Consider the following 23,151-nt stretch of genomic DNA (forward strand, 5'->3'; position numbering starts at 1 on the left):
TATTTACATTTGTCAGAATTGACAGATTATATAAAACAAAATCATGTATGCGGTTTCATAAACACCACTAAATGCTGAAAAAATAAATTTAAAAATTTAGAAATTTATTATTGACATTAATGTAACTCGTGCATATAATAGATTTGTTGTCGATACGGCACATGTGCGTGTAGCTCAGCTGGATAGAGCGTCTGGCTACGGACCAGAAGGTCGTGGGTTCGAATCCTGTCACGCACACTAATATGTAAGAGGACTGCGGAATCATTCCACAGTCCTTTTTTTGTTTCACAATGTTAAAATAATCCTACCCAATGCTAAAAATGTCCGATTTATCGTCAAAGCCTCCCTTATTTATAATTTAATTGTCAGTAATAAACTGACAGTACATTTCTGTAACCATTAGATTTCTTAAGAAAAGGGAGGTTTTACAATGAAGAAAAGGTTATTATCGGTAATTCTCACAGCAGTTACAGTTCTGTCAATGACAGCCTGCGGCGTTTCAGCTCCTGAAGTTCCTGAAGCAGCCCCTGCAGCTGAAACACCTGCAGCTGAAACACCTGCAGCTGAAGCTCCGGCTACTGAGACTCCTGCTACTGAAGCTCCTGCAGCAGAGGAAGCAGCTACACCTGCAGCAGACGCCATCACACTTGTCATGGCAGAAGTTAACCCTCTTGATACAATCGTCGGCATGACCGATCAGAAGTTCAAAGAGGAAGTTGAAGCAAGATCCGGCGGTTCCATCATCATCGACCTTCAGGCCAGCGGTGTACTTGGTTCAGAGAACGACGTTCTTGACACAATGCTGGGCGGCGGCGGAACCATCGACATCTCTCGTATCTCTGCTTTTGCTCTTACCAGCTACGGCGGACAGAAGTCAATGCTCCTGTCTCTTCCATATATCTTCACCAGCCGTGAACACTTCTGGAATTTCGCAACTTCAGATCTTGCACAGGAATTCCTTCAGGAGCCCTCTGAAAACGGCAGCGGCGTAAGAGGTCTCTTCTACGGCGAAGAAGGTTTCCGTCATTTCTTCACATCCTATGAAATCGAAGACATTAACTCCTTCAAGGGCAAAAAGATCCGTGTGTCCAACGACCCTATCATGAACGGTCTTGTTGAAGGTCTTGGCGCATCTCCTACAGTTGTAGCCTTCGGCGAACTCTATTCAGCTCTTCAGACCGGCGTTGTTGACGGCGCAGAGCAGCCCATCGCCAACTACAAGTCCAACGCATTCCCTGAGGTTGCTCCTTACATGATCCTCGACGGACACACCCTCGGCGCTATTCAGGTCATCATCACAGACGAAGCCTGGAATAAGCTCTCACCTGAGCAGCAGGATATCCTCGTTGAGGCAGGAAAGGTTGCTTCCGAATACAATCGTTCAATCTCTGAAGAGAAGGAACAGGAAGTTCTAAAGGAGCTCAAGGACAGCGGCGTTACCATCATCGAAGTTGATGACATCACACCTTGGCAGGAAGCAGTTAAGCCTGTTATCGAAGAGAACATCAAGGGTCTTGAGGACTACTATCAGAAGATCGTAGACATGAAGTGATAACAGATCACTCTGTCACCGCCAAAAAGGAGCGTATTCTATATGAGATCATTCTTTAACGCGGTAGATAAGATAAAGCCCTTATACGATGTGACCTACAAAATAATACTGTTTGTATGCAAGCTCCTGCTGGTGGCGGATATTCTGATCACCAGCATGAGCGTGCTCGGAAGATATGTCTCCTTTGTTCCGGATCCTTCCTGGAGTGAGGAGGTCGTCCTTACTCTCATGTCCTACATGGCCGTATTGTCTGCGGCTCTCGCCATAAGACGCGGCGCTCACATCCGTATGACCGCTTTTGACAGATATCTGCCCAAAGCACTAATAAACATCCTCGATCTTGTCGCTGATGTCTTCATCATGATCCTTGCCTTTGTAATGCTGATCGTGGGCTGGAAATATGCATCGACCATCGGCAGCAAGGGCGTGTACGTATCACTTCCCAAGCTCTCAAGATTCTGGATGTATTTTCCCATTCCGGTTGCCGGGCTTGCCATGATCATCTTTGAACTGGAAGCCATCTACAACCATATCAAAAAATTTTTCATAAAGGAGGAGGCTGAAACATGACTGCAAACACAACTGCCATTGCGATATTGCTCATCAGCTTTCTCGTAATGATCTTTCTAAGATTTCAGATTGCTTATGCGGTTGCCCTGTCCTCTATCTTCTGTCTTCTCTATCAGGGACTGCCGCTTACCACCGTATGTCAGCAGATGGTAAAAGGAATATCCTCCTTCAGCCTTATGGCTGTACCCTTCTTCATAACCATGGGCTGCATAATGGGTTCGGGAGGCATTTCGGAAAAACTGATCGCACTGGCCGATGCCTGTGTGGGATGGATGACCGGCGGAATGGCCATGGTCAACATCGTAGCCTCCTACTTTTTTGGCGGAATCTCAGGTTCTGCCGCAGCTGATACCGCCTCCCTCGGAAGTATCCTTATTCCCATGATGGTGGAACAGGGATATGACGATGATTTTTCCACCGCAGTTACCATAACCTCCTCCTGTGAAGGCCTGCTTGTTCCTCCCAGTCACAACATGGTCATCTACGCTATGAGCGCCGGAGGAGTGTCGGTGGGAAGCCTTTTCCTGGCGGGATACATACCCGGCGCGCTGCTGGCTGTATCCCTGATGGCAGGCTCATATATCATTTCCAAGAAGCGCCACTACCCCAAAGGTGAGAGATTCAGCTTCAAGAAATTCCTGAAGCAGCTGGGTACCTCCTTCTGGGCTCTGGCAGCGGTTATCATAGTGGTTGTAGGTGTAGTCGGAGGTATGTTCACCGCCACGGAATCAGCGGCCATCGCTGTTATCTACAGCCTTATCGTCAGCGTATTTATCTACAAGGGACTGGACCTTAAGGGCGTATGGAAAACACTGGAACAGTGCGTTGACACTCTTTCCATCGTGCTGATCCTGATCGCCACCTCCAGTATCTTCGGATACTGCCTGACCACCCTGCACGTTCCGGATCTGGCAGCCCGCGCCATCATCGGGCTTACAAGAAATCCGGTACTTATCGCACTGCTACTTAACCTGATCCTGCTGGTTCTTGGCTGCATCATGGATATGGCGCCAATTATTCTAATCGCAACGCCGATCCTTCTGCCCATCGCCACCTCCATCGGGATCAACCCGATCCAGTTTGGAATAATGATAGTACTGAACTGCGGTATCGGACTTCTGACTCCGCCTGTAGGCGCCGTTCTTTTCATCGGCTCTGCAGTGGGCAAGGTGAAAATGGAGAGAGTCGTCAAGGCTACACTGCCCTTCTACCTGTGCATGATAGTAGTACTCCTCCTTCTCACCTTCATCCCGGAGATCAGTATGTTCCTGCCTAATCTACTGATGAAGTAAAAATACGCGAAAGGCTCTAAACTATGGAATACAGATATTCATGCGACGTCAAACCATCAGACCTCTGGAAAATGGCAATGCTCAGAACTTATAAATCCCCTGTGGGTGTAGTCAATATCCTTTTTACCCTGGCTATGATAGCCCTGTCCTTCAGATTCATGGCTTCATCCCCTGCTATCATAAAAGGCCTGCTCCTCTTTGGGCTCACTCTTTTCCCTGTGATCCAGCCCCTTGCCACCTACGGAATGTGTGTAAAGCAGTTGGAGGACATGCCCAGAGATATGGAGCTCACCTTTTCTGACAGAGGGATTCACGTACGGGCCGGCGAAAGTACTGAGGACCTGTCCTGGAAAAAGGTTAAGAACGCCATACGTAGGAAGAACATGATAGTGATCCTCTCCGATGAGACCCACGGCTACATGATCACAAACAGAGAGCTGGGGCAGGACAAAGATGCGTTCTTTGACTATCTTTGCAGCAAGATCAGAGCCTGAGTAACATAGCAATTAACGTTAAACCGCGCTATAATTATCTTGAGGGATAGTTATAGCGCAGTTCTTATGTTGGGGACATGAAAAAAGTCAGAAGAATTTGGGAAAAACTCACCATCAGTAATAAAATAAGGATGTTCACCACCAGCGTTTTCGTGGCCATTGTCGCTGCACTTTTGTTTGATGTATGGATAGTGCGGCTATTTGTCATGGATTTTAATGACATTATGGAGGCCAACTCCAAATGCGGCGAGATCGTAGCTGCCCTTAATCGGGAGACCGATGCCTTTGATGAATATGTCAGAAGTACAGGTTCTGTCAGCGACGAGGACTGGACCCGCTGCACCAGGCAGACCCACGATGCGATCTATGGAATTCCCCTTACCTACAATAGTCTCGGAGATGGCAGATACGCCCAGCTCCAGGCCCTTCGTTTTGCCTATGATAAATACTGCAGCTACCGCAATCAGGTTATCTCTGAATATCATTCGGAACAGGTCTATGTAAAAAAGCTCTATGACGTCTATACAATGCAGAAATACCTTTCGCTCTACGCTCAGCGCCTGGTGGACATGACCATGGAGGAGGGAAATGCCCGTTACAGACAGCTCCTTCCTGTGGTTTTCCGGGTTCCCTTTATTGCTGCCGGGCTCAGCGTCATTCTTTTTTATGTAATTCTCCAGATATCAAGGCTTCTAAACAGAAGCGTCACTGCACCGGTTCTTAAGCTCGCCAATGCCTCCAGGAAAATCGCCGCCAATGACTATTTCATCGATGATGTGGTAGTCGATAACAAGGACGAACTTGGCGAAATGGTATCTGCCTTCAACAAGATGAAATTCGCCACGGGAGAATATATCAAAGCCATGGAAGAGCGCCGTGAAGCCCTGGACAAGCTCCATGCCCAGGAGCTGGAGAATCTTGAGATTGAGAAACAGCTTGAGACCATGAATTTGGAGCTTCTTAAGAGTCAGATCAATCCACATTTTCTTTTTAACACCCTGAATGTAATTGCAGGAACCGCCAATCTCGAGGGGGCCGCCACCACAGAGCGGATGACAGAGGCCCTTAGCTCCCTCTTTAGATACAACCTCAAGACCCAGACAAAGGAGTCACTATTGTCCCAGGAGCTGAAGATCTCCGGAGATTATATGTATCTTCAGAAGATGCGCTTTGGCTCCAGGGTTGAGTATGAAGTAAAGTGCGAGGTAGATGAAGGAAGCGTTATCGTTCCCACCTTCACCTTCCAGCCTCTGTTGGAAAATGCCATAATTCACGGCATCTCTCCAAAAGTTGAGGGAGGAAAAGTCTCCGTAGCCGTTGGAAGGGACGAATCGGATGATAACAGGCTTTCCATCGAAGTGTCCGACACCGGCGTTGGCATGGATAACGACACTCTTTGCAAGATAAGACAGCAGCTTGGCTGCGGCGAAACGCCCGAGACCGACAAGGACCTGGTGGGCATAGGTCTTGGAAACATCAACAGAAGGTTAAGAGCCATGTACGACAACGCAGCTCTGCAGATTGACAGCAAGAAGGATGTGGGCACCACCATCCGCATCCTCATTCCATTACAGGGAGCGCAGTAAAATGAACAAATACAGAATACTTGTAGCTGATGACGAACCTATCGAAAGACAGGTAATACAGAAAAAGATAATGGGCTTTTTCCCGGAGGACGTGGAAATAGTCACGGCTGAAAACGGCCTTCAGGCTGTGGAGCAGTATTCGCAAAAGGACTGCCGCATTGCTCTTCTTGATATAGAAATGCCCGGAATGAACGGCCTTGAAGCTGCTGCCTCCATAAGGAAAAATTATAGGAACGCCTGCATCATCTTCCTGACGGCCTTCGACGAATTCAGCTATGCCAAGAAGGCAATCGAAGTAAGGGCCCTGGATTATCTGCTAAAGCCCGGGAATGATGAGGATCTGGTGAATGTCTTGGAGGAGGCCTTCAGATTGACGGATATGGCAGAGAAGCTGCCGTACCTGGACAGCACCGTGACGAATGCTATGATCGGTGAAGTGCCAGGCACCTTGAAATACGCGGAGCCGGGCACCGGCAGGACCGATGCAGCATTTGTACAGCAGGTAAAAGAGTATATTGAGGGGCACTACAGAGATGATATCGCATTGCAGGACATTGCAGATATCTTCGGCTACTCCGATGTGTATTTCTGCAAGCTGTTTAAGCAGAGCTTTGGCATGAATTTCATATCTTATTTAAATAACTATCGCATAGAGAAGGCTAAGAATCTGCTGGCCAATCCTATTATCAACATTAAGGATGTCAGCGTAAAAGCAGGCTTTCGCGATGCCAACTATTTTACCAGGATATTTAAGAGAATGGAGGGCGCAACCCCCAGCGAGTACAGGAGCAAAGTCTGCGGAATATGAGTAAGGAAACAAGGATACTTATCATTTGCATATTGACGGCATTAACTGCTACTTTGGCAGTAACCTTCGCAGCCTGCAGATATCTGCAGGTAAGATCTAAAGCTCCTGCCCCGGAGTATATCTTTTTCTATGCGGAAAACCAGGCTGCTGATTATCCCACAACTCTCGGTGCGCAGTATTTTGCCGACCTTGCGTATGAAAGAACCCAGGGCCGCATCAAGATCCTGGTGAAGCACTCTGCGGAGCTTGGCAGCGAAAGCGAGGTTCTGCAGCAGATGTCCTACGGCGGTATCGCTTTTGCCAGAGTATCCATATCACAGTTGGCGGAGTATGTGCCTGAGATGAACGTTCTGCAGATGCCCTATCTCTATGACAGCTCGGAGCATATGTGGCGTGTCCTTGATGGGGAGATCGGAGATGATTTCAGAAATAAGCCTGAGAGCTACGGCCTTGTGGGCATGTCCTGGTATGATGCCGGCGCAAGAAACTTCTACAGCACCAAACCCATTGAGAAACTTGAAGACCTGGAGGGAATGAATATCCGTGTCCAGGAATCAGAGGTGATGGCAGACATGATCTCCGCTCTGGGAGCCAATCCTGCCAAGATCGTATATTCAGAAGTGTACTCTGCATTAGAGCAGGGTATAGTCGAAGCCGCAGAAAACAACTGGCCCTCCTACGAATCCATGGGCCACTACAAGGTTGCCAAGTACTACACCCTGGACGAGCACACCAGAGTCCCTGAGCTGCAGCTGGCCTCCAAGGTAATCTGGGATACCCTCTCCGAAGCTGACAGGCAGATTCTGATGGACTGCGCCAAAGAATCCTCCCTCTACGAAAGACAGCTCTGGTCAGAGCGTGAAAAAAGCTCCCGCAAGATTGCCCAGGCCGCCGGAGTTACCACCATCAACCTCTCCCTTTCCGAGAAACAGCGCTTCCGGGAGGCCATGAGCAGTGTCTACAGCAAATACTGCGGGGAGGATATGGATATTTTGAATCAGATCATGGAGTACTGAGCGTCACCCCGTTTTTTCAAAAACTCCAAATATCTCAACCAATCCTGAGATATTTGGAGTTTTTATTTGGAGTTACTTGTTTTTTGAGTTAGGCTTTGCGTTTATCCGCCTCTTCCATGGCCTTGGTATCATTCACCAGCTTCTCCATATCGGGCCTTGCAAATTCGAGGCAGGCCAGAATCTTATTAGAGAACACGCCGCACTCGCCGTCTTTTATCATGTCGAAAGCTTTATCTAACGGATATGCGGATTTGTATACTCTGTCGCTGACAAGAGCATCGTATACATCGGCGATGGCTGTGAGCTGAGCTCCGATGGAGTTCTCTTCGCCCTTAAGTCCGTCGGGATATCCGCCGCCGTCATACCTCTCATGGTGGTGCCTGCAGATATCAAGGCACATCTCATAGAATTCCTTGTCCTGAACGTCCCTTAGCATCTCGATGATCTCACAACCTCTTGTGGTGTGGGATTTCATAAGCTCAAATTCCTCGTTGTTAAGGCGCCCGGGCTTAAGAAGTATGGAATCGGGAACTGATATCTTGCCGATATCATGCATCGCCGAAGCCTGGGTGATAACGTCCAGCATATGGGGTGTAAGGCCAAGCTCCGGAAAATTGTTCAAAGCTGTAAGACCAAGGATGCGAACAAAGCCTTTGATCCTCTTTAGGTGGTAGCTGGACTCCAGATTTCTGAACTCAACGATGGAGGCTATGGTATCTATGACCTTCTCGTTACTGTTCCTAAGGCGCTCCTCCTGTTTTTTCAGATACAGGAACTGCTTCTTAAGGACTCTGGTCTGGTCGTCTACCTGAGTCTCCAGATGCTTCTTATGATTGTATAGCTCAACGGTTCTCTCAACACGTTTATCTACAATAACAGGGTCAAAGGGCTTGTGGATAACGTCCGCTGCGCCCTTCTGATAGCTGGTTCGCTCAGCCTCTGTGGAGGTATCTGCAGTTATCATAAGAACGGGAATGGTCTCGTTGAGATTGCCTTTTTTGACCATGGCTTCCAGAACCTGGTATCCATCCATTTCGGGCATGACAATGTCAAGCAGGATAGCGGACAGTTTGTCGCTCTGCTTCTCAATGATCTGCATAGCCTCAATTCCGTTGCCGGCTTCCAGGATCATAAATTTGTCCTTGAAGATCTCTCCAAGAATGCCTCTGTTGATCTCGTTGTCATCAACGATCAGGATAGAACGGTCAGGCATTTATCCCTCCAATAATCTGTTTACCTCTCAACTATAGCTGCGCATCCCATTCCGCCGCCTACGCAGAGGGTTGCAAGTCCCTTGTGAACATCTCTTCTCTGCATCTCATACAGGAGTGATACCAGGATTCTGTTTCCTGAGCATCCTACAGGATGTCCCAGAGCGATGGCGCCGCCGTTAACATTCAGTACATCATTGGAGAAACCAAGGTCGTGCTGAACTGCCACTGACTGGGCTGCGAATGCTTCGTTTGCTTCTATAAGATCAAAATCGCTGATTGAATATCCGGCCTTCTTCATAACCTTCTGAGTTGCTGCTACAGGTCCGATTCCCATGATGCTGGGCTCAACGCCTGCAAGCTCACCGGCAATCCAGGTTCCGAGAGGTTTCACACCCAGTTCCTTAGCCTTCTCCTCGCTCATAACGATGATTGCGGAAGCTGCATCGTTGATTCCTGAAGAATTGGCTGCGGTAACAACGCCGCCATCCTTCTTGAAGGCGGGCTTAAGTCCTGAGATTCCCTCTACGGTAACACCCTTACGAGGACCTTCGTCGGTGTCAAAAATGATGGTCTCTTTCTTTTTCTTTATCTCAACAGGAACGATCTCTTCCTTGAATTTGCCTTCTGCGATGGCCTTCTCAGCCTTGTTCTGGCTCCAGGCTGCAAACTCGTCCAGCTGCTGCCTTGTGAGATGCCACTGCTCTGCGATGTTCTCTGCGGTGATACCCATGTGATATCCGCCAAAAGCGTCGGTAAGAGCATCCTTGATCATGGCATCCTGCAGTTCTCCTGAGCCCATACGATATCCGTATCTGCCCTGCTGCATAAGGTAAGGAGCCATTGACATGTTCTCCATACCGCCGGCTACGATGATGTCAGCATCGCCCATGCCGATGAGCTTGGCTGCCAGGTTAACACAGTGAAGACCTGAGCCGCACAGTACGTTAATGGTGGTTGCGGGAACCTCAACGGGGATTCCTGCGTTGATAGCAGACTGTCTTGCGGGATTCTGCCCAAGGCCTGCCTGGATTACGCAGCCCATGTACACTTCATCAACCTGTTCGGGCTTAACGCCTGCTCTTTTGAGAGCTTCCTTGATAACAATTGCTCCAAGAGCCGGTGCCGGGGTTGTGGACAGTGTTCCGCCCATGGTTCCGATAGCTGTTCTGCAAGCGCCTGCAAGTACTACTTTTCTAGCCATTCTTTTTTCCTCCAACAAAACAATTATTTATAGGTAGTTGTACATATTTATTTTAACACAAAACTGCACCGCTCAACGAATTTAAGATAATTTTTACACTTGAAAAAAGTTCGCTTTGATACTGGGATTATCCTTGTACATTATCGATATTTTGTTTATAACGACAGCCTGCGCTCAAGGGAAGTTCCAGTCCATGGGCCTCAAGAAGTTCCTTGTCCATGAGTATCTTCTCACTCCTGCCATCGGCTATGATACGACCCTCGTCCAAAAGAACGCAGCGCTCACAGGTATCCAGGATAAAATCCAGATCGTGGGAAGTTATGATCTTAAGGGAATCAATCTCATTGAGAATCCCTATGAGGTTCCTCCTGTTCCTGGGATCCAGGGCAATAGAGGGCTCGTCCATGATTATGATATCGGGCTTCATGGAAAGAATTGTGGCGATGGAGGCCAGCTTCTTTTCTCCGCCGGAGAGCTTGTAGGTCTGCTTGTGACGAAGCTCGGTGATATGGACCTTGGCCAGAGCTTCCTCAACTCTTTTCTCCACCTCTTCTTCAGACAGACCGTAGTTACGGGGACCGAAAGCCACATCGTCCTCAATGGTGGACAAAAAGAGCTGGCTGTCAGAGTCCTGGAACACGTAGCCGATATGCTCTCTGATATGGGCGATGTTCTTCTGATTCATGGGATGCCCCGCCACCTCAAGAACACCCTCGAAATCGGTGTTTAGTCCCACAAGGAGCTTCATCAGCGTGGTCTTTCCGATTCCGTTGGCACCGATAACACCGATGCTCTCACCGCTATAGGCTGTCAGATTGATGTCCTTAAGGACCTGATCTTTTTTCTCATAGGAAAAAGAAAGATTCTCTATTTTCAGTACTTCTCCGTTAACTCCGGTATGCATAGTCTTTTACCTCATAAAAACCTGATAAGAACGTGTCTGATGACAATGAATGCAATGGTCCAGATAAGGGGATAGATGATGTCTATTGGGCGGGTCTTTTGTTTTTTCATGATAAAATCGCCCTTAAAGCCTCTAAGGAGCATGCTCTCGTAGACGTCCTCCGCCCTGTCCATGCTGCGAAGTAGCCACTGGCCCACAAGAGTCCCCCATGCCTTGTAATGGATGCCGTTCTGCTTGGGAGCTCGCAGCTTGTAAGCTGTGGTTATTCGATCTGCCTCCGCTGCCATGACGCCAAAGTACCTGTAGATCAGCATTATCACTATGACTATCTGCTTAGGCACGTGAAGGATGCGAAGCGCGTAGCAGATATCGTCGATGGAGGTGGTGGCGATAAGGATATAGGCACTAAGGACGGAATAGAAGCCCTTGAGCATCAGTGTCACCATGGAGATGATGCCTCCTGTCACAGGGATTCCTGTCTGTCCGCCACTGCCGCCGATATAAAACATTACCTGTCTGTCAAAAAATGGATTAAAGATGCCCACAAATACCACCAGGGGCAGGATAAGCCGCATTCGGTACAGGCCCTCTTTGATGGAGAGCTCACCTATTATGAAGCCAAAGATAGGATATATCGCCATGATGATAAGGGGCGCAAGGGAATATTTTCCGAAGGATACTGTGATAAAGATGTAAATAACGCTAAGAAGCAGCTTTCCCAGAGGATGAAGGTCATTCATCCAGTGGGATCGCTGCTGCAGGTTCTGAAGTTTATTCAGTTCGCGAATGTTTTTTTCTATCTTGGACATATATTACCATTAGCCGGGCGGATATTTAAGCTGCAGTCACTCCGGATTTCTTGCTCTTGAAGAATCTGAAGGCATAGCAGGCGCCAACCAGGATTGCTACTACAACCAGCGCTCCCACGATTCCGGAAAAGCTGGTTCCGATGGCAGATTCGCTGTTCTTGAAGGCGTAGTCCGGAAGAAGTGATGTTGCTTCCTGGATACCCTCGGCAGCTGCATAGGCGCCGCCTTCAGCCTCAAGCTCTGCTGTTCCTGCTACCTGCTCCATGGACCACTCAAGTCCGTCAGGGAATGCTGATGCAAATAATGATACAATACCGCCTGCAAGAGCTGCAAGTACTGCAATAACTACGATTGTGTTCTTAAGAGAAAGCTTGGCTTCCTTCCCGGCTACTGTCTCAGACTCGCCGATGCCCCAGAGAAGCTCAGGTCTTGCCTCGTATACGAAGACAAGGACAGCTGCTGTGATAAGTCCTTCAACGAAGCCGATCGCAAGATGGATGGGCTGCATTGTTGCTACGAATACAGAGAAAGGAAGCTCTGTGATTCCGGAGATAAGTGTCTCAAGAGTAACGGAGAAGGCACCCATCTGAAGTGTCAGCACACATCCGATTATTGATGCGGCGATTATCTTAACTCTGCTGGCGCCCTTCTTCATCATGGGACGCCATATTAGTAGGGCTCCTATAAAGCACCCGTAAAAGGCCATATTCCATATATTACAGCCCAGGGCCAACAGTCCTCCGTCTGCGAAAAGAAGACACTGAACCAGCAACACTCCTATCATTGTAAGGAAGCCGGCATAAGGGCCCAGCATTGCTGAAAGCATCATGCCTCCACACAGATGTCCCGATGAGCCTGTTCCGGGAATGGTGAAGTTGAGCATCTGAGTTGCGAAAACAAAGGCACCCATAACACCCATTACAGGGATCTTCTTGGGATTGTTCTCCTCCCTGACTTTTTTGACGGAAACGGTTGCTGCTCCCGTAGATAAAACGTACATTGTTCCGGCCACTGCCGGTGCCACAAGGGCGTCTGCCATATGCATGTGATTGTCCCCACTTTCTTATGAATTGTTATATAGTACACCTCGCCAGGTGATTACTTAAAAAAAAGGGGCGTACAAGACAGTACCTGTCGGACCACAGGGAACTGCGCCTGTACACCTTTGGCAACACCTAAAGTATATGACAGAGAAAATGCTGTGTACAAGCCCCCTGGGGGGTTATAGTTTCCCGGAAGTCCGCAATGGGAGGATCGATTTTCAGGATGTACAACGTCACTCATGGTGCCAAGCGAAATATGTTTCCTTATTCTTTGTTAAAGAGCTCTTTAATTGCAACATCATAGGGAGCTCTTAGGATGCCATATTCTGTTACGATGCCGGTAATCAGCTCGTTATCTGTAACATCAAAGGCGGGGTTGTAGACTCCTATGCCCTCAGGAGCCATGCGCTCTTTGTACCACATTTCGGTGACTTCCTCGGGTTTTCGCTGCTCGATTTTGATGTCGGCGCCGGTGGGGGTGTTGATGTCAATGGTGGAGGTGGGGGCGCAAACGTAGAAAGGAACGTTGTAGCGTTTGGCGGCCAGGGCTACCATGCTGGTTCCGATCTTGTTGGCGGCATCTCCGTTGGCGGCAACACGGTCACAGCCCACGAAGATGGCGTTGATGGCGCCGGTTCTCATAAGGGATGCGGACATGTTGTCACAAAGCAGGGTGGTGTCGATACCTGCAGAGTGGAGCTCATAGGCGGTGAGTCTTGCTCCCTGCAAAAGAGGTCTTGTCTCATCACAGTACACCTTGATGTTCATGCCCTTTTCATGGGCAAGATACATGGGAGCTGTGGCGGTTCCGTACTTGCAGGCACAGAGCTGTCCGGCATTACAGTGGGTAAGAAGTCCGTCGCCGTCCTTTACAAGTGTTACGCCGTACTCTCCAATCTTCCTGCAGACTTCAATATCCTCAGCCTTGATACGCTCGCACTCAGCTCTCATCTCGGCGATGAGCTTTTCTCGTACTTTTTCAAAAGAACCTGCTGCCTTTAATTCTGTCTCATAAAAGTCAGCGGCGTGCTTTTCCATGCGCTTCAAAGCCCATGACAGGTTAACTGCAGTAGGACGTGAAGAATTGAGAAAATCACTTTTTTCCTTGAGTTCTGCGCAGAACTCCTCATAAGAACCAGCCTTGCTGTGCTTCATAAGAAGATACAAGCCAAAGCCTGCGGATACGCCAATAGCCGGCGCTCCTCTCACCTGCAGAAGGTAAATGGCATCCCATATCTCCTGCCCCGTGTGAAGTCTTATGATCTTCGTTGTTCCGGGAAGCAAAGTCTGGTCGATGATCTCAATGGCATCATCTTCATCAATAAGTGCAACTGTCTCATAATCTAAAATACTTTTCATATCGATTCTCCTGTCGTATTTCCCCTTTTTACCCCTCTTGTTTTCAGAACTTAAATTCCTGCTCTCCGCTCTCAAGCTCCCTCTCTTCCCCTGATGGGAGTGTCAGTGTACAGGTGGTACCTTTGGGAACCGCTACCTTCATGGTTCCGCTGTTTTTATCATAAGAAACGCTGATAGTTCCGAATTTTGTCTCAATACTTCCCGAAGCACTGTCCAGCCCTTCCATTATAACGGGTTTTACATAAAAATGCTCATATCCCGGAGCATTTTCGTCAGGCTTTATGCCAAGAACATGGCTGTAAGGGTCTCGATCTCCCTTATGGGCTCGTTGCTTTTCTCCATGAGAGGCATGGAAAGCAGCTCCACCTGATAGAAATTGTCTTCGTTATGAGGAACCTCCACAGGCTCAGTGAGAGCTTCTCCCATTTCACCGCCTATCATTTCCTTTACAGAAAAAGATGCACTGTCGGCTCCGTCATTAAGTTCACATAATAATATCCTTCCGTACTCACCTCTTGCATCCCCCATTTTTCACGGCAAATTATTCCATTTCCTTCAGTATTTCTGCTGCTCTTTCGCTGCCGTGCTTTGCGGCATAGGAAGCCCATTTCCTGGCCTTGGCGAAGTTCTTCTCACCGAAGTCACCCTTGAAGTAACCTACAGCGATCTCCTCGGCGGCCTCGATGCTGCCTTTGCCGGCTTTATCTATTAAGTCTAATAATTTCTGTTTCTTGTCCATTTATATATTTACTCCGTTCTTTATTGGCTTGTAATTCATAGTTTCAGCGCAACTATCATAACATGATATGGCGGGAATGAGCTAGATTAATTGTGTTTCTAGAACGAGAGACAAATCCTTGTTTTTCGTCACCCCGCATACGCTGTGGCAAGCGAAGTTCCCCATTGTTAGTCTAGGGATGGCACTAGAGGTGCCATCCCGATAGACAAGGGTGTGTGCCGCTCCAGTTCCGTCAAGGACTTTCGCGGCATAAATCCTCGCGCAGCTTTTCATATACCGGCCTCACGTCAAGTTGTGGCGCTGCGGTTATTCCACGGTTCCTTGACGGAATTGGAGCTTGGGGGAAGATAACAAAAGCAGGAAAATCTGTGCACTTATTACATGGGGAATTTGAGGGGAAGCTAGGGAAGTGAGCGGCTCAGGAACCATTTTGAGTCCGGACCGGTTTATCTGTGGATGAAATGTAAAAATACGAAGTGGTGGTAGTCGGCGGTCTTCCGGGAGGCCAACACGCCCTCGGCCTTAACAGGTATTTTTACATTTCGCCACAACATAAAAACGGCCCAGACCAAAATGGTCTGAGCCGCGTATTATCTAGTATGTCTCAAATCAGCCCTTAGCTGCAAGTGCTTCTTCAATCTTCTTTGTAAGTGCAGGAACGATCTTGTTAAGGTCGCCTACTACACCGTAATCCGCTACATCGAAGATAGGAGCATTCTCATCCTTGTTGATAGCGATGATGAGATCTGACTCTTCCATACCTGCAACGTGCTGGATAGCTCCGCTGATACCGATTGCGAAGTAAACCTTAGGACGAACAGTCTTACCTGTCTGACCTACCTGGAGATCCTTAGGCTTCCAGCCTGAATCTACAACTGCACGTGAGCAGGATACTGTTCCGTGAAGAACCTTTGCAAGATCCTCAAGGATCTTGAAGTTCTCAGGTGATCCAACACCACGTCCGCCTGATACAAGGATCTTAGCTTCCTGGATATCCTCAACCTCTGAAACTGCCTTAACAATCTCAAGGATCTTTGTGTAGCAGCTATTCTCTTCAAATCCTGGATTGAATTCTACTACCTCAGCCTTAGCGCCCTTTACAGGAGTGATCTTCTGCATAACGCCGGGACGTACTGTAGCCATCTGAGGACGGAAGTCAGGGCAAGCGATAGTAGCGATTGTGTTACCACCGAATGCAGGACGTGTCATAAGGAGCTGTTTGTGCTTCTGCTCCTGTCCCTCAACTGCGTTAAGAGGGAAATCACCGATATCAAGCTGTGTACAGTCAGCTGTAAGACCTGTATGTACTCTGGATGATACACGAGGACCAAGATCACGACCGATGGCTGTTGCACCAACAAGAAGGATCTCAGGCTTGAACTCCTTGATCACAGATGAAAGAGCGTGTGTGTAAGGCTCAGTTCTGTAATCCTTAAGAGCAGGATCGTCAACTACGATTACTCTGTCAGCACCGTACTCAGCAAGTGTATCTACAAGGTTTCCAACCTTCTCACCCAGCAGAACTGCTGTAACTTTTTTCTCATCAAGATCATTTGCAAGATCTTTTGCTTTGCCCAGAAGCTCCAATGCGATGCCTGAAAGCTCATTGTCTACCTGCTGAGCAAATATAAATACACCTTTATATTCTTCTAAAGACATGACTCTTCTCCTTTATACTTTGAATTTAATTTACTACGTGATATACGGATTGCTTCACTTCGTTCTCGCAATCCTACATACATTCGGAATCCGCACCACAGTGCTACTTCCTCATGTCTGTTCGGTCATTTCATAAACACGATGCACAGTGCAAGCACTACACCGTGTTTACTCATTCCCTATATCACTCAGATTACGTGCTTTTCAGTAAGCTTTCCTACAAGATACTCAACTGCTTCTTCTGCTGAATCAGGAGTAACCTTCTCGCCCTGACCCTTCTTAACTTTGTCAGAAGCCTTAGCAATCTGTGTAGGTGAACCCTTAAGTCCAAGGTTAGAATCGTCAACATCCTTAAGATCTGCTCTTCCCCAAACTGTAACTTCCTTCTCAAAAGCATCAAAGATTCCGCCGGGAGTCATGTATCTGGGCTCGCCAAGCTCTGCAAGAGCTGTGATAAGGCAAGGCATATTAGCCTCTACCATGTGGTAACGATCCTCGAACTGACGCTTAACAACAACCTTCTTAGCCTTCTCGTCAACCTTGATCTCTTCTGCGTAAGAGATTACAGGAAGTCCGAGGTGCTCAGAGATCTGAGGACCAACCTGAGCTGTATCTCCATCGATAGCCTGACGGCCTGTGATTACGAGATCATACTCAAGGTTTCTGAGTGCGCCGGCGATTGTTGATGATGTTGCCCATGTATCAGCTCCGCCAAGTACTCTGTCAGTAACAAGAACTGCCTTGTCAGCACCCATAGCCATAGCCTCACGAAGAACTGCCTCAGCCTTGGGAAGACCCATAGTTACTACTGTAACTTCTGCTCCGTACTGATCTTTTAATCTAAGTGCTGCCTCAAGGCCAGCTTTATCATCAGGATTCATGATAGCAAGCATTGCGCCTCTATCAAGTGTTCCGTCTGGTTTGAATTTAACGCCGCCCTTTGTATCAGGGACCTGCTTAACGCAAACTACTACTTTCATCGTATTTTCTCCTTTTATTATTTTCGTGTTAATAAGGAAGTTCTCAGGTGATTACTTAAGAAGCGCACCTGAAATAACCATTCTCTGAACCTCAGATGTACCCTCGTAGATCTCTGTGATCTTAGCATCACGCATCATTCTCTCTACTTCGTACTCTCTGATGTAGCCGTATCCACCGTGAAGCTGTACAGCCTTGGTGGTTACATCCATTGCTACCTCTGCTGCGAAAAGCTTAGCCTTAGCAGCTTCTACTGAGTAAACGTCCTTATTCTTCTTTGCATCAGCAGCCTGATATACAAGGAGTCTTGCAGCTTCGCACTGTGTAGCCATGTTAGCAAGCTGGAACTGTGTGTTCTGGAATGCGCCGATAGCTCTGCCGAACTGCTTTCTCTCCTTAACATACTCAACTGTTCTGTCAAGAGCGCCCTCTGCAATACCAAGAGCCTGAGCAGCGATACCGATACGTCCGCCATCCAGAGTGTGCATTGCGATAGGGAAGCCCTTTCCTCTTGCACCAAGAAGGTTCTCTGCAGGAATATGGCAATCCTGGAAAATAAGCTCGTAAGTAGATGATCCACGGATACCCATCTTGTTCTCCTTTGTTCCAAAGGTGAATCCGGGTGTTCCCTTCTCAACGATAAATGCTGAGAACTTCTTCTGCTTTCTGCCCTTCTTGTCTTCTACGATATCTGTGTAAGCAATGATGATGTATACATCAGCAACTTCACCGTTTGTGATGAAGCACTTGGATCCGTTAAGAACCCACTCCTTGCCATCTTCTGTAAGAACAGCCTTGGTCTGAACACCCTGAGCATCTGTTCCTGCCATGGGCTCAGTAAGACCGAATGCACCGAGCTTCTCGCCCTTTGCAAGAGGTACGAGGTATTTCTGCTTCTGCTCCTCTGTACCGTAAGTCATGATAGGATCGCAGCAAAGTGATGTGTGAGCTGATACGATAACTGCTGTTGTACCACATACCTTAGCAAGCTCCTCTACGCACATGATGTATGTGAGAGGGTCACAGCCCTGTCCGCCATACTCCTTGGGAATCGGAATACCCATGAAACCGTATTTCTGCATCTTCTTAACGGTTTCCATAGGGAAAACCTCTGTCTCATCAACTTCTATTGCATTTGGCTTAACTTCTTTTTCTGCAAATTCTCTGAAAAGAGATCTAGCCATTTCATGTTGCTGATCAAGCTGAAAATCCATTATTATTTCCTCCAATTTAATCTATTTTCTATTTTTTTCATAAGGAAGTTCGGTTCTCGTATAAAGCACTCGCCCGAACTAAGCGATTACTTATCTGTTGGAACCTTGTTTCCGTCAGCGTAGTTGTAGAAACCGATTCCGGTCTTAACGCCGAGCTTCTTACCGCGAACCATCTTTCTAAGAAGAGGGCAAGCGCGATACTTGGAATCGCCTGTCTCTGAATAAAGAACATCCATGATAGCAAGAACGATATCAAGTCCAATGTAATCGCCCAGCTCAAGGGGTCCCATAGGATGGTTGCATCCAAGCTTCATAGCTGTGTCGATGCCGGCGATATCTGAAACGCCTTCTGAATATACGAAGATACCTTCGTTGATCATAGGAACAAGGATTCTGTTTACTACGAAACCAGCTGCCTCGTTAACCTGTACAGGAGTCTTGCCGAGATCCTCGGAGATCTTCTTGATCTTGTCAACATACTCATCAGGAGTGTTAGCACCCTGGATAACCTCAACCAGCTTCATAACAGGAGCGGGATTGAAGAAGTGCATACCGATGATGGGCTTAGCAAGTCCTGAACCGATCTCTGTGATTGAAAGAGATGATGTATTAGATGCGAAGATGCAATCAGGATTCTTAACGATGTTGTCCTGAAGTTCCTTGAAAAGGTTCTTCTTGATGTCCATAACCTCAAGAGCAGCCTCAACTACTAGATCAGCATCAGCACAGATGTCATTAAGACCTGTCTGAATCTTAGCTGTGATCTTATCAGCCTCTTCCTGAGTCTTCTTTCCCTTAGCAACCTGCTTATCAAGACCCTTCTTGATCTTGGCAAAGCCGCCCTCAGCAAACTCAGTCTTGATATCGCAAAGATATACTTTCTCTACAGTCTCAGCCTGAGCAAATGTCTGAGCAATTCCTGATCCCATTGTACCAGCGCCAATAACAGCAACCTTCATTATAAAAATCCTCCTATGTAAAATATTTTTTATTGTGAACTGATTATTGCAAGCAAGTCATTTCACGACTTTGAATCCCTTGATCACGCATTTTTAAAATCTACAACCTTAACCTTAGCCGGATCGTCTTTCTTTCTAAGGAAGTTAGCCATTCCTTCTCTCTGATCATAGGACTCGAAGCATGAACCAAAGAGCTTCTCCTCGATCACGAGAGCATCGTCGATGTTAACCTGAAGTCCATCGTTAATAGCCTTCTTGCAAGCACGAACTGCGATAGGTGCGTTAGCTGCAATCTGATTAGCCATCTTCTCAGCAGCTGCAAGAAGCTCCTCCTGAGGATATACTGCATTAACAAGACCGATTCTGTAAGCCTCGTCAGCCTTGATGTTCTTAGCAGTATAAATAAGCTGCTTAGCCATTCCTGCACCGATAAGACGTGCAAGTCTCTGAGTTCCTCCAAAGCCAGGTGTGATTCCAAGGCCTACCTCAGGCTGACCAAACATAGCGTTCTCTGAGCAGATACGAATATCGCAGCTCATTGAGATCTCGCATCCGCCGCCAAGTGCAAATCCGTTGATGGCTGCGATTACGGGAACAGGGAACTGCTCGATCTTACGGAAGATGTCATTTCCCTTCTTGCCGAAAGCCTCGCCCTCAGCCTTGGAAAGTGTGCTCATCTCTCCGATGTCTGCGCCGGCAACAAATGACTTCTCGCCTGCGCCTGTAAGAACAACCGCTCTTACAGCATTGGTGTCGATGCTGTCAAATGCAGCTGCGAGGTCATCAAGAACCTGAGAATTCAGGGCGTTGAGTGCCTCGGGGCGGTTGATTGTAACGACAGCAATCTTGTCTTTTACTTCGCAATTAACAAAACCCATTTTTTTCCTCCTATGAATTAGAATAATCTGGTCTTCAAGCTAAAGCAGTCTGTATCGTGCAAGCACGACAGACTGCTTCAGTTTGAATTCCTTTATCACTCATACTTTTCCACAATAGTTGCGCAGCCCATTCCGCCGCCGATGCAAAGAGTTGCAAGACCCTTCTTGGCATCGTCTCTCTTAGCCATCTCGTGAAGAAGAGTAACAAGGATACGGCATCCTGAAGCTCCTACGGGATGTCCGAGGGCGATAGCGCCACCGTTAACATTAACCTTGCTCATATCAAAGCCAAGATCCTTGGCAACTGCAACTGACTGAGCTGCGAATGCCTCGTTAGCCTCGATAAGATCGATATCATCAAGTGAAAGCTCTGTCTTCTTAAGAACCTTCTTGGTAGCTGCAACAGGGCCGATACCCATAACCTCAGGCTCAACACCTGCAAGTGCGCCGCCAACCCATGTAGCCATAGGCTTGATTCCAAGCTCTTTAGCCTTCTCTTCGCTCATAACAACTACTGCTGCAGCGCCGTCGTTGATACCTGAAGCGTTGCCGGCTGTTACAAGGCCGCCCTCTTTGCCGGAGCAGCATTTAAGCTTAGCAAGAGTTTCCACAGTTGTGCCGGCACGAGGGCCCTCATCAACCTTGAACTCAACGATTTCCTTCTTAACCTTAACGGGAACGGGAACGATCTCGCCGTCAAATCTGCCCTCTGCCATAGCCTTCTCGCACTTCTGCTGAGAATTAGCTGAGAACTCGTCGAGCTCTTCTCTTGTAAGGTTCCATCTATCGCAGATATTCTCTGCTGTGATCATCATGTGATAGTGATTGAATGCATCTGTAAGAGCATCGTTTACCATGGTATCTACAACTGTACCGTTGTTCATACGATAACCGAAACGTGCGTTGGGAAGTGCGTAAGGAGCCATAGACATGTTCTCCATACCGCCTGCTACTACGATATCAGCCTCACCGGCCTTGATAAGATCTGCTGCCATGTTTACGCAGTTAAGACCGGATCCGCAAACTACATTAAGTGTAACTGCAGGAGTCTCGATCGGAAGGCCTGCCTTGATGGATGCCTGTCTTGCTACGTTCTGTCCAAGACCTGCCTGGATAACGCATCCCATGAGTACCTCGTCTACCTGTTCAGGCTTAACACCTGCACGATTAAGTGCCTCCTTGATAACGATTGAACCAAGTTCAGCTGCAGGAGTGTTGCTGAGAGCTCCGCCCATCTTGCCGATAGCTGTTCTAACAGCGCCTGCCAAAACTACCTTCTGTGCCATAAAGCATTTCCTCCGTTTTTTCGGACTCTTGTCCTTGATTTGTATGAAATTGTAACTTGCTGTTCCACATTGATAAATTTTTATCAGAACGAATTTATTATATCATTCACATTAGCCAAATGCAACAAAAATAGCTCTCCGAAGAGAGCTATTTTATAAAAATTCCATAATTTGATATTTTTTTAACAGAATTTAGAACTCCGGCTCGATAAGTCCGTAGGTATTTCCCTTTCTCTTATAAACAACACAGATCTGATCGGTCTCGGCATTAACGAATACGAAGAAGTTATGTCCGAGAAGCTCCATCTGTACGCAGGCATCCTCAGGATACATGGGTTTGGGATCGAACTTCTTCATACGCTCGATGCGGATATCCTCTTCGTCCATATAATCGGACTCCAGATACTCTTTCTTGAAGTAGCTTGCCTCAGCCTGCTGCTTGTCTACGAGTTTGCTCTTATACTTCTTGAGCTGTCTCTCAATGATCTCCTCCACCAGATCAATGGAAACATACATGTCGTTGCTAACCTGCTCTGCACGAATGATCTTACCTTTAACGGGAATGGTAACCTCAATCTTATGTCTGTCTTTGTCAACGTTAAGTGTTACATTAACAATTGTCTCGGGCGTGAAATACTTTTCAAGCTTTCCGATCTTCTCCTCAACTGCGGAATGCAGTCCCGGTGTGACCTCGATGTTCTTTCCTACGATAGTAAATTTCATGCGATCATCCCCTTTACTATGCCGACAATAGTCTAACAATTAGCCTATCGCAGCGAATATTGTATATACGCTATTATAACATCCTCGAAAGACTCTATGCAATTTTTCGGAGCATTTTGAAAAATAATCTTTTTATAAAATATGGTCTTTTGTAAATTATGCACAAAAAATATCTAGTGCTTTCTATTGTGTAAAATCCACTTGTAAAACATTGTTTTTGTGGACAATGTGGATAACTTCGTGTATAAGTCCAAAAATCGACCTTTTTATTCTGGGGATTGTGGATAACTTTTAAAATTTTTATAAAAAAAAAGTTATAATTTTATGTTGACAATTCTTTTTCTGTGCATTTTAGAGAAATTGAATATTTTATTTCAACAAATTCGTCTTCTCATTTGTATATAATAAAGAAGGAGGATTACAAAATGAACAATCGCCTGCATACAGTAAACATTAAAATATCCGGGATCATTATAGGAGCAGCAATTATGATTTTTCCTTTTTCACTTCTTTTTGGGTGCAGTCCCAGGGACCAAAAGAGCGAATCAATAAGCGTTTCACACTCTCCCATCGCAAATTACGTGGAAGGCGAAGAGCTTCTGTGTATCGCCAAGTCCGAAGAAGAGGCCAGAGAAATAGCAAAGATGTATGGCATAGAGTTTGTCAAGTACGCCTATGGAGTGGCCACCTTCCATACCACCGAAGATCCCCGCAGCGTTATTGAAATGGGTAAGCAAAAAGGCTATCCCGAACTGTCTGTAAACGAATATAACGAACTATATTAAAAAACAATCCCCTGTGATTGTTTTAACGTTTTGTTGCTTTTACATCTTGAAATTTTATTTTAAAAAACGGTAAAATAGTCGA

General features: G+C 47.0%; 24 protein-coding genes and 1 tRNA gene. 9 read left to right on the forward strand and 16 right to left on the reverse strand.

The genetic code is table 11. From position 1 onward, the window contains the following. Positions 1 to 163: 163 nt before the first annotated feature. From NXH67_RS15525 to NXH67_RS15560, 8 genes are all read left to right on the forward strand, one after another. Positions 164 to 237, forward strand: a tRNA-Arg gene (locus NXH67_RS15525). A 193-nt stretch (positions 238 to 430) separates the two neighbouring features. Further along, positions 431 to 1,552 carry a TRAP transporter substrate-binding protein gene (locus tag NXH67_RS15530; RefSeq protein WP_272797972.1) on the forward strand — a complete coding sequence of 374 codons (1,122 nt, stop codon included), beginning with the start codon at positions 431 to 433 and terminating at the stop codon, positions 1,550 to 1,552. A 42-nt stretch (positions 1,553 to 1,594) separates the two neighbouring features. Beyond that, complete coding sequence (locus NXH67_RS15535; protein WP_022777635.1) at positions 1,595 to 2,122, forward strand: TRAP transporter small permease; 528 nt, start codon at positions 1,595 to 1,597, stop codon at positions 2,120 to 2,122. Beyond that, on the forward strand, positions 2,119 to 3,414 hold the full coding sequence (locus NXH67_RS15540) for a TRAP transporter large permease (protein ID WP_022777636.1): 1,296 nt from the start codon (positions 2,119 to 2,121) through the stop codon (positions 3,412 to 3,414). Before NXH67_RS15535 ends, NXH67_RS15540 begins: the two co-directional genes overlap by 4 nt. A gap of 23 nt (positions 3,415 to 3,437) precedes the next feature. Further along, the gene (locus NXH67_RS15545; protein WP_026668582.1) at positions 3,438 to 3,908 is read left to right on the forward strand and encodes a YcxB family protein; all 471 of its coding nucleotides are present in this window, start codon (positions 3,438 to 3,440) and stop codon (positions 3,906 to 3,908) included. 77 nt (positions 3,909 to 3,985) lie between these two features. Then, the gene (locus NXH67_RS15550) at positions 3,986 to 5,494 is read left to right on the forward strand and encodes a sensor histidine kinase (protein ID WP_022777638.1); all 1,509 of its coding nucleotides are present in this window, start codon (positions 3,986 to 3,988) and stop codon (positions 5,492 to 5,494) included. A 1-nt stretch (position 5,495) separates the two neighbouring features. Continuing rightward, positions 5,496 to 6,302, forward strand: coding sequence for a response regulator transcription factor (locus tag NXH67_RS15555; RefSeq protein WP_022777639.1), 807 nt, complete (start codon positions 5,496 to 5,498; stop codon positions 6,300 to 6,302). After that, positions 6,299 to 7,318: a TRAP transporter substrate-binding protein gene (locus NXH67_RS15560; protein ID WP_272797973.1), complete on the forward strand. Its 1,020-nt coding sequence runs from the start codon at positions 6,299 to 6,301 to the stop codon at positions 7,316 to 7,318. The genes NXH67_RS15555 and NXH67_RS15560 overlap by 4 nt, the downstream gene beginning before the upstream one ends. 88 nt (positions 7,319 to 7,406) lie before the next feature. On the opposite strand, the gene NXH67_RS15565 is transcribed toward NXH67_RS15560, so the two are convergent. From NXH67_RS15565 to hpf, 16 genes are all read right to left on the reverse strand, one after another. After that, entirely contained in the window at positions 7,407 to 8,531 is a 1,125-nt protein-coding gene (locus tag NXH67_RS15565; protein WP_022777641.1) for an HD domain-containing phosphohydrolase, read from the reverse strand. Between the two features lie 20 nt (positions 8,532 to 8,551). Then, positions 8,552 to 9,733: an acetyl-CoA C-acetyltransferase gene (locus NXH67_RS15570; RefSeq protein ID WP_022777642.1), complete on the reverse strand. Its 1,182-nt coding sequence runs from the start codon at positions 9,731 to 9,733 to the stop codon at positions 8,552 to 8,554. Positions 9,734 to 9,860: 127 nt separating this feature from the next. Further along, positions 9,861 to 10,637 carry an energy-coupling factor ABC transporter ATP-binding protein gene (locus tag NXH67_RS15575; protein WP_022777643.1) on the reverse strand — a complete coding sequence of 259 codons (777 nt, stop codon included), beginning with the start codon at positions 10,635 to 10,637 and terminating at the stop codon, positions 9,861 to 9,863. 11 nt (positions 10,638 to 10,648) lie between these two features. Further along, on the reverse strand, positions 10,649 to 11,446 hold the full coding sequence (gene cbiQ, locus NXH67_RS15580; RefSeq protein WP_272797974.1) for a cobalt ECF transporter T component CbiQ: 798 nt from the start codon (positions 11,444 to 11,446) through the stop codon (positions 10,649 to 10,651). A gap of 25 nt (positions 11,447 to 11,471) precedes the next feature. Further along, positions 11,472 to 12,491 (reverse strand): energy-coupling factor ABC transporter permease, encoded by a 1,020-nt coding sequence (locus NXH67_RS15585; protein ID WP_272797975.1) that lies wholly within the window; start codon positions 12,489 to 12,491, stop codon positions 11,472 to 11,474. Between the two features lie 262 nt (positions 12,492 to 12,753). Beyond that, positions 12,754 to 13,848 (reverse strand): S-methyl-5-thioribose-1-phosphate isomerase, encoded by a 1,095-nt coding sequence (mtnA, locus tag NXH67_RS15590; RefSeq protein WP_272797976.1) that lies wholly within the window; start codon positions 13,846 to 13,848, stop codon positions 12,754 to 12,756. Positions 13,849 to 13,891: 43 nt separating this feature from the next. Further along, positions 13,892 to 14,074, reverse strand: coding sequence for an alpha-L-rhamnosidase C-terminal domain-containing protein (locus NXH67_RS15595; protein WP_022777647.1), 183 nt, complete (start codon positions 14,072 to 14,074; stop codon positions 13,892 to 13,894). Between the two features lie 53 nt (positions 14,075 to 14,127). Then, positions 14,128 to 14,376, reverse strand: a complete 249-nt coding sequence (locus tag NXH67_RS15600) for a hypothetical protein (protein WP_272797977.1) — start codon at positions 14,374 to 14,376, stop codon at positions 14,128 to 14,130. A 13-nt stretch (positions 14,377 to 14,389) separates the two neighbouring features. Continuing rightward, entirely contained in the window at positions 14,390 to 14,587 is a 198-nt protein-coding gene (locus NXH67_RS15605; RefSeq protein WP_022777649.1) for a hypothetical protein, read from the reverse strand. A gap of 609 nt (positions 14,588 to 15,196) precedes the next feature. Next, entirely contained in the window at positions 15,197 to 16,246 is a 1,050-nt protein-coding gene (locus NXH67_RS15610; protein ID WP_022777651.1) for an electron transfer flavoprotein subunit alpha/FixB family protein, read from the reverse strand. A gap of 188 nt (positions 16,247 to 16,434) precedes the next feature. After that, positions 16,435 to 17,226 carry an electron transfer flavoprotein subunit beta/FixA family protein gene (locus NXH67_RS15615; RefSeq protein ID WP_022777652.1) on the reverse strand — a complete coding sequence of 264 codons (792 nt, stop codon included), beginning with the start codon at positions 17,224 to 17,226 and terminating at the stop codon, positions 16,435 to 16,437. Positions 17,227 to 17,277: 51 nt separating this feature from the next. Then, positions 17,278 to 18,438 carry an acyl-CoA dehydrogenase gene (locus NXH67_RS15620; protein ID WP_022777653.1) on the reverse strand — a complete coding sequence of 387 codons (1,161 nt, stop codon included), beginning with the start codon at positions 18,436 to 18,438 and terminating at the stop codon, positions 17,278 to 17,280. An 86-nt stretch (positions 18,439 to 18,524) separates the two neighbouring features. Beyond that, on the reverse strand, positions 18,525 to 19,397 hold the full coding sequence (locus NXH67_RS15625; RefSeq protein WP_022777654.1) for a 3-hydroxyacyl-CoA dehydrogenase family protein: 873 nt from the start codon (positions 19,395 to 19,397) through the stop codon (positions 18,525 to 18,527). A gap of 83 nt (positions 19,398 to 19,480) precedes the next feature. Beyond that, positions 19,481 to 20,275, reverse strand: a complete 795-nt coding sequence (locus tag NXH67_RS15630) for an enoyl-CoA hydratase-related protein (RefSeq protein ID WP_022777655.1) — start codon at positions 20,273 to 20,275, stop codon at positions 19,481 to 19,483. A 95-nt stretch (positions 20,276 to 20,370) separates the two neighbouring features. Next, positions 20,371 to 21,561, reverse strand: coding sequence for an acetyl-CoA C-acetyltransferase (locus NXH67_RS15635; protein ID WP_272797978.1), 1,191 nt, complete (start codon positions 21,559 to 21,561; stop codon positions 20,371 to 20,373). A 192-nt stretch (positions 21,562 to 21,753) separates the two neighbouring features. Next, positions 21,754 to 22,284 (reverse strand): ribosome hibernation-promoting factor, HPF/YfiA family, encoded by a 531-nt coding sequence (gene hpf, locus NXH67_RS15640; protein WP_022777657.1) that lies wholly within the window; start codon positions 22,282 to 22,284, stop codon positions 21,754 to 21,756. A 425-nt stretch (positions 22,285 to 22,709) separates the two neighbouring features. Between hpf and NXH67_RS15645 the strand changes: the two genes are divergently transcribed. Next, on the forward strand, positions 22,710 to 23,069 hold the full coding sequence (locus NXH67_RS15645) for a hypothetical protein (protein ID WP_272797979.1): 360 nt from the start codon (positions 22,710 to 22,712) through the stop codon (positions 23,067 to 23,069). Positions 23,070 to 23,151 lie beyond the last annotated feature (82 nt).

Source organism: Butyrivibrio sp. DSM 10294, assembly GCF_028539135.1.
GTDB lineage: Bacteria > Bacillota > Clostridia > Lachnospirales > Lachnospiraceae > Butyrivibrio.

Bases quoted from the DNA above. Each gene is read 5' to 3' on its own strand.
- NXH67_RS15530 (WP_272797972.1), top strand. From the start codon at position 431: ATGAAGAAAAGGTTATTATCGGTAATTCTCACAGCAGTTACAGTTCTG.
- NXH67_RS15535 (WP_022777635.1), top strand. From the start codon at position 1,595: ATGAGATCATTCTTTAACGCGGTAGATAAGATAAAGCCCTTATACGAT.
- NXH67_RS15540 (WP_022777636.1), top strand. From the start codon at position 2,119: ATGACTGCAAACACAACTGCCATTGCGATATTGCTCATCAGCTTTCTC.
- NXH67_RS15545 (WP_026668582.1), top strand. From the start codon at position 3,438: ATGGAATACAGATATTCATGCGACGTCAAACCATCAGACCTCTGGAAA.
- NXH67_RS15550 (WP_022777638.1), top strand. From the start codon at position 3,986: ATGAAAAAAGTCAGAAGAATTTGGGAAAAACTCACCATCAGTAATAAA.
- NXH67_RS15555 (WP_022777639.1), top strand. From the start codon at position 5,496: ATGAACAAATACAGAATACTTGTAGCTGATGACGAACCTATCGAAAGA.
- NXH67_RS15560 (WP_272797973.1), top strand. From the start codon at position 6,299: ATGAGTAAGGAAACAAGGATACTTATCATTTGCATATTGACGGCATTA.
- NXH67_RS15565 (WP_022777641.1), bottom strand. From the start codon at position 8,531: ATGCCTGACCGTTCTATCCTGATCGTTGATGACAACGAGATCAACAGA.
- NXH67_RS15570 (WP_022777642.1), bottom strand. From the start codon at position 9,733: ATGGCTAGAAAAGTAGTACTTGCAGGCGCTTGCAGAACAGCTATCGGA.
- NXH67_RS15575 (WP_022777643.1), bottom strand. From the start codon at position 10,637: ATGCATACCGGAGTTAACGGAGAAGTACTGAAAATAGAGAATCTTTCT.
- cbiQ (WP_272797974.1), bottom strand. From the start codon at position 11,446: ATGTCCAAGATAGAAAAAAACATTCGCGAACTGAATAAACTTCAGAAC.
- NXH67_RS15585 (WP_272797975.1), bottom strand. From the start codon at position 12,491: ATGCATATGGCAGACGCCCTTGTGGCACCGGCAGTGGCCGGAACAATG.
- mtnA (WP_272797976.1), bottom strand. From the start codon at position 13,848: ATGAAAAGTATTTTAGATTATGAGACAGTTGCACTTATTGATGAAGAT.
- NXH67_RS15595 (WP_022777647.1), bottom strand. From the start codon at position 14,074: ATGGAAGGGCTGGACAGTGCTTCGGGAAGTATTGAGACAAAATTCGGA.
- NXH67_RS15600 (WP_272797977.1), bottom strand. From the start codon at position 14,376: ATGGGGGATGCAAGAGGTGAGTACGGAAGGATATTATTATGTGAACTT.
- NXH67_RS15605 (WP_022777649.1), bottom strand. From the start codon at position 14,587: ATGGACAAGAAACAGAAATTATTAGACTTAATAGATAAAGCCGGCAAA.
- NXH67_RS15610 (WP_022777651.1), bottom strand. From the start codon at position 16,246: ATGTCTTTAGAAGAATATAAAGGTGTATTTATATTTGCTCAGCAGGTA.
- NXH67_RS15615 (WP_022777652.1), bottom strand. From the start codon at position 17,226: ATGAAAGTAGTAGTTTGCGTTAAGCAGGTCCCTGATACAAAGGGCGGC.
- NXH67_RS15620 (WP_022777653.1), bottom strand. From the start codon at position 18,438: ATGGATTTTCAGCTTGATCAGCAACATGAAATGGCTAGATCTCTTTTC.
- NXH67_RS15625 (WP_022777654.1), bottom strand. From the start codon at position 19,397: ATGAAGGTTGCTGTTATTGGCGCTGGTACAATGGGATCAGGAATTGCT.
- NXH67_RS15630 (WP_022777655.1), bottom strand. From the start codon at position 20,275: ATGGGTTTTGTTAATTGCGAAGTAAAAGACAAGATTGCTGTCGTTACA.
- NXH67_RS15635 (WP_272797978.1), bottom strand. From the start codon at position 21,561: ATGGCACAGAAGGTAGTTTTGGCAGGCGCTGTTAGAACAGCTATCGGC.
- hpf (WP_022777657.1), bottom strand. From the start codon at position 22,284: ATGAAATTTACTATCGTAGGAAAGAACATCGAGGTCACACCGGGACTG.
- NXH67_RS15645 (WP_272797979.1), top strand. From the start codon at position 22,710: ATGAACAATCGCCTGCATACAGTAAACATTAAAATATCCGGGATCATT.